The organism is Streptomyces sp. NRRL B-24085 (assembly GCF_001282115.1).
Taxonomy (GTDB): Bacteria; Actinomycetota; Actinomycetes; order Streptomycetales; family Streptomycetaceae; genus Streptomyces.
The window spans coordinates 1-5,150 of the sequence record NZ_LJBR01000292.1; the positions used below are offsets into that span (position 1 = coordinate 1).

Annotated in this window: 4 protein-coding genes; all 4 read right to left on the reverse strand. The window is 67.7% G+C overall.

The features are described from left to right. Positions 1–158: 158 nt before the first annotated feature. Positions 159–1,673: a GH39 family glycosyl hydrolase gene (locus AOJ26_RS28655; RefSeq protein WP_053851261.1), complete on the reverse strand. Its 1,515-nt coding sequence runs from the start codon at positions 1,671–1,673 to the stop codon at positions 159–161. Continuing rightward, entirely contained in the window at positions 1,673–3,328 is a 1,656-nt protein-coding gene (locus tag AOJ26_RS28660; RefSeq protein WP_053851258.1) for an extracellular solute-binding protein, read from the reverse strand. Before AOJ26_RS28660 ends, AOJ26_RS28655 begins: the two co-directional genes overlap by 1 nt. Positions 3,329–3,365: 37 nt before the next feature. Then, positions 3,366–4,238, reverse strand: coding sequence for a carbohydrate ABC transporter permease (locus AOJ26_RS28665; protein WP_053851259.1), 873 nt, complete (start codon positions 4,236–4,238; stop codon positions 3,366–3,368). Further along, on the reverse strand, positions 4,232–5,150 hold a 919-nt coding region (locus tag AOJ26_RS28670), incomplete at its 5' end, for an ABC transporter permease (RefSeq protein ID WP_053851260.1). The genes AOJ26_RS28670 and AOJ26_RS28665, both read right to left, overlap by 7 nt.

Sequence of the window (5,150 nt, forward strand, 5' to 3'; positions counted from 1 at the left end):
GGTGACGAGGGTGTGGATCAGGGCCGCGGCCCGGGAGAGCGAACCGGTGCCGAAGGAGGGCGGGGTGTGGGGTGGGTGGCCTTCCTGGTGCCGTTGTCCTGCCGCCGGGCGGTGTGCTGCGGTGCGACCGGCCCTGGCCCGCACCCGGCTCACCCCGCTCACTGCGGCACCCTTCCCAGCAGTCGGCGTTCGTCCCACCATCGCGGGGCCTCCTCCACCACCGGGCTCACCTCCACGAGCGTGATCTCGTGGCGGGCCAGCGTCAGGTCCAGTACGGTCCGCTCGTCCTCGACGGGCAGCCGCAGGTGCTGCCGGCCGGGCTCGGCGGCCTCGTGGAGGACGTCGAGCTGGTGCCGGCCGGGTGAGCGCGGGCTGCCCATCCGCTGCCAGGCCGTGCGGGCGTTGCCGTGCTCCTCGTCGACCACGGACCGCCGTAAGAACGCCTCCCGGGCGCCGCGCACGGGCACGGACAGGCGCAGCCGGTGCCGGTCCGGGCCGGGTGTCTCGCCGCTCGCGTCGACCGGCGCCCAGGCGAGGACGGTCACCCGGCCGTCGGGGTGCCGGCTGACCAGGTGGTCGGCACCGCGGGTGAGCAGGTCGGGGCCCATGCGGGCCATGAAGGCGTAGAGGTGGTACGTCGGTTTCCGCACCTGTCGGTGGGTGAGCAGGCCGAAGCCGCCGTGGAAGAGCGCGGTCGGCGGGCCGGCCTCCTCGAACACGTCGCTGAAGGTCCAGTACGAGAAGGAGTCGACGTGGTCGCCGCCGCGGGCGAGGACCGGTGCCAGGTAGGCCGCGTGGAAGGCGGTGTCGTGGACCGGGTTGTCGGGCCGGTAGGAGGAGTTGAACTCCGTGATGTGCACCGGGAGTCCGGCGAGCCCGGTGTCCTTCAGCCGGGCCCGGGGCGTGGCGAACTGGTCCAGGAGGTCCTGGGCCGGCGCCAGGGTCTGGTGGACGCCGAAGGGGACGTGCTGGGCGGGGCCCGAGGTGTAGGCGTGCTTGGACACGAAGTCGACCGGGACACCGCGCTGTTCGGCGAACTCGGCGAAGCGGTCCAGCCACTCGTCGGCCCCCGGTGAGATCGCGGGGCCGCCGACCTGGAGGTCCGCGTCCACCTCCTTCACCGCGGCGGCCGTCACCTCGTAGAGGCGGTGGTACGCCTGCTCGTCCGCGTGCTGCCAGAAGTCGGGCAGGTTGGGCTCGTTCCACACCTCGACGGGCCATCCCCGCACCTCGTCGAGGCCGTACCGGTCGACGAGGTGGCTGACGGTCGCCCTGACCAGGGCGGCCCACTCCTGGTGCGAGCGGGGCGGGGTGACGTTCCCCTGCCACCAGAACACGGTCTGCTCACCCGACGCCAATTGCGAGGGCATGAAGCCGAGTTCGACGAAGGGGCGGACACCGAGTTCCAGGCAGGCGTCGAAGACCTGGTCGACGTACGTGAAGGAGTGACGGACCTGTCGCACGCCCTCGGGCCACTCGTACGGCCGGTGCACGCCCATGCCGTCGCTCAGCAGGCCGTGCCCCCGGATGTGCCGGAAGCCGATCTCGCGCTGGAGGAGCCGCAGGGAGTCCTGGTGGTCGCGTCGCAGGGCGAGTTCGATCCTGCCGGTGCCGACGCAGTGGCGCCAGGCGTCGGAGAGGCGGCCCGAGGGTTCGGCGGGGACGCGGAGGATCACCCGTTCTCCTTCTTGAACCGCTCGTACGCCTTGTTGTGCAGGTCGACGAGTTGCTGCATGTTCTTCGCCTTCGACTCGGCGACGAACGCGTCCCATTCGGACATCGGGCGCTTGCCGAGCACGAACTGGAGGGTGTTCTGGATGGCGTGGTCCTTGAGCGGGGTGTCCCACAGGGTCGCCTGCTCCTGCTCGAAGGACTGGAGCGGGTGGGCCGGGTCGACGGGGAGTTCCTTGCGCTGGGACATGACGTCCTGGAACTTCTTCTCGTCCGGGCTGAAGTTGGAGGACACCAGCTCCCAGCTGCCGCCGTAGGTGAACACGCCGTTGAAGAAGCCGTAGTCCTTCTGGAGGTCCTTCGGGGCGTCCGGGTCGGAGCCCATCAGCGAGATCCCGGGCTTCAGCGTGTAGGTGCCGCCGGACTCGGTGTATGTGACGCCCTCGACGCCCCACTTGCAGAACTTCTGGCCCTCGTCCGAGTACCAGAGCCAGTCCACGAACTGCATCATCGCGACGAAGTCGGCGCTCTTGAGGGCCTTGCTGGAGACCATGACGCCGTTCTCCAGCCGGATGCCGCTCAGCAGGATCGGGCCGGCCGGGCCGAGCGGGACCGGGACCATCTCGATGGTCGCGCCCCTGACCTGCTTGCTCAGGTTGTAGCGGTAGTTCTGCACCAGCTCCTGCGGATTGGCGCTGATCACGTACGACTTCTCGGCCAGCAGCTTCTGCACGGCCTGGTCGTCCTGCTGGGTGAAGCTCTCGGGGTCGAGGAGCTTCTCGGCGACGATCTTTCTCAGGTACTCGATCATCTGCCGGTAGGCGTCCTGGGTCGCGGTGAAGACGAACTTCTGCGCCTTGGTGTCGAAGGTGATGTTGTCGTAGTTCCAGCCCGCCTTGACGCCGTACGCCTGGCCCAGGTAGTTGAACAACGCGCCGCACGGGAACGGGGTGTTGGTGCTCCAGCGGTCGCTCCAGGGGTACTTGTCGGGGTACTCCGCCTTGAGAGCCCTGAGGACGTCGTGCACCTCGTCCCACGTCGTGGGCAGGGACAGTCCGTGCTTGTCGAGGATGTCCGTGCGGAACGACAGCGAATAGCCCGACCTGGGCTTCTCGTGCAGGCCGGGCAGCAGGTAGTACTTGCCGTCGGACTGGCGGATGGAGTCCAGTTCGGGTTCCAGGTGCCACTTCTTCACCTTGTCCCGGAAGTTGGGCATCAGGTCCACGTAGTCGCTGACGGGGAGGATCGCGCCGGACGAGACGAACGCGACCTCGGAGGGGTGGTACGTCTTGGGGATGATGAAGGGGGCGTCGCCCGCGCCGATGAGGACGCTGCGCTTCTTCTCGTAGTCGGCGAGCGGGACGTCGAGGGGCTTGATGGTGACCCCGGTGCGCCTGGTGACCTCCTTCCAGAACAGCCAGTCCTTCTTGAGGGGGTAGACCGGGTTGTCGTTGTGCAGCAGGGAGAAGGACAGCGCCTTGGACGCCTTGAACCGCTGGCCCGCCCGGTACTCCTTCATCGCGCCGTTCTGCTTCTTGGAGAGGTCCTTGGTGTCGCCTCCGTCGTCACCGCTGCCGCAGCCGGTGAGGCCGGCGAGTCCGATGAACCCTGCGGCGGCCAGGATCTGACGCCGTGACAGCGAACCGGTGTTCTCCACGGATGCTCCTTTGGTCCGTTGGGGATGTGACGGGCTGTCAGCCCTTGACCGCGCCGAGCATCACGCCCGAGACGAAGTAGCGCTGGACGAACGGGTACACGCAGATGATCGGCAGCGCGGTGAGCACGATCGTGACCGCCTGGATGCTCGCCCCGACCTGGCTGAGCTCCGCGGTGCCGGCGCCCGCGTTGCCGCCGCCGGTGGCACCGGCGATGAGGTTGCGCAGATAGACGGTGACCGGCATCAGGTCCGACTGGTCCATGTAGAGGAACGCGCTGAACCAGGAGTTCCAGAAGGACACCGTGTAGAAGAGCACCATGGTCGCCACGACCGCCTTGGACAGCGGCAGCACGACCCGGAAGAGGATGCCGTAGGTGCTCAGGCCGTCGATCTGCGCGGCCTCCTCCAGCTCCGTGGGCAGGCTCTCGAAGAACGCCTTCATCACCAGCAGGTTGAAGACGCTGATCGCGTTCGGCAGCGCGATGGCCCAGACGCTGTTCTTCAGTCCCAGCTCGGTGACCAGGATGTAGTGGGGGATCAGGCCGCCGGTGAAGAACATCGTGAACACGGCGATGCCGACGAGGACCCCGCGCCCCCTGAGGTGCTTCTTCGACAGGACGTAGGCGTAACAGGTCGTCAGGACCATGGCCACGGCGGTGGAGACGAGCGTGTAGAACACGGTGTTGCCGTAGTTGCGCCAGAACATCGAGTCCTGGAAGACGATCCGGTACGTGGTGAGGTTGAACCCCTTGGGCCACAGGGTCACTTCACCGGCCCGGATCTGCCGTTCCCCGCTGAAGGACCGCGCGACGATGTTGACGAAGGGATACAGGGTCACGATCACGACGAGGGAGAGGACCACCCCGTTGACGCCCTGGAAGACCCGGTAGGAGCGGCTCGGCCTCACCACAGGCTGGTCCCCACCGTGCGGCGCGAGAGCGTGTTGGCGGAGGTGATCAGGACCAGGCCGATGACCGCCTCGAACAGTCCGATCGCGGCCGCGTAGCTGAAGCTGTTGGACTCGACCCCCGCCCGGTAGACGTAGGTCGAGATCACGTCGGCGGTCGGGTAGGTCAGCGGGTTGTACAGCAGCAGGACCTTCTCGAAGCCGACCGCCATGAACGTGCCGACGTTGAGGATCAGCAGTGTGATCATGGTGGGGCGGATGCCGGGCAGGGTGACGTGCCAGATCTGCTTCCAGCGGTTGGCGCCGTCGATGCGCGCGGCCTCGTACAGGTCCTCGTCGATGGTGGTGAGCGCGGCGAGGTAGAGGATCGTGCCCCAGCCGGCGGTCTGCCAGATCTCCGAGCCGACGTAGATCGTGCGGAACCAGCCGGGTTCCTGGATGAAGCGGATCTCGTCGTGGCCGAACCAGCCGAGGGCGTGGTTGACCGGCCCGTCGGTGGCGAGCATCTGCATCGTGAGGCCCGCGACGATCACGATCGACAGGAAGTGCGGGAGGTACGACACCGACTGCACGAACCGCTTCAGGGAGCGCCTGCGCACCTCGTTGAGCAGCAGGGCGAGCAAGATCGGGACGGGGAAGCAGAACACGAGGGTGAGCCCGCCGAGCCACAGGGTGTTGCGGAACACCTGCCAGAAGGTCGGGTCGCTGAGGAACATGCGCACATAGCGCAGGCCCACCCAGTCCTTGCCGAACATCGAGCCGCCGGGTTCGAAGCGCCGGAAGGCGATCACGTTGCCGATCATCGGCAGATAGCGGAAGACCAGGAAGAACAGCAGCGGCAGGACGGCCAGCGAGTAGAGCTGCCAGTCACGGCGCAGGGTCCGGCGCCATCCGGGGCGCGGGGCGGGACGGGTG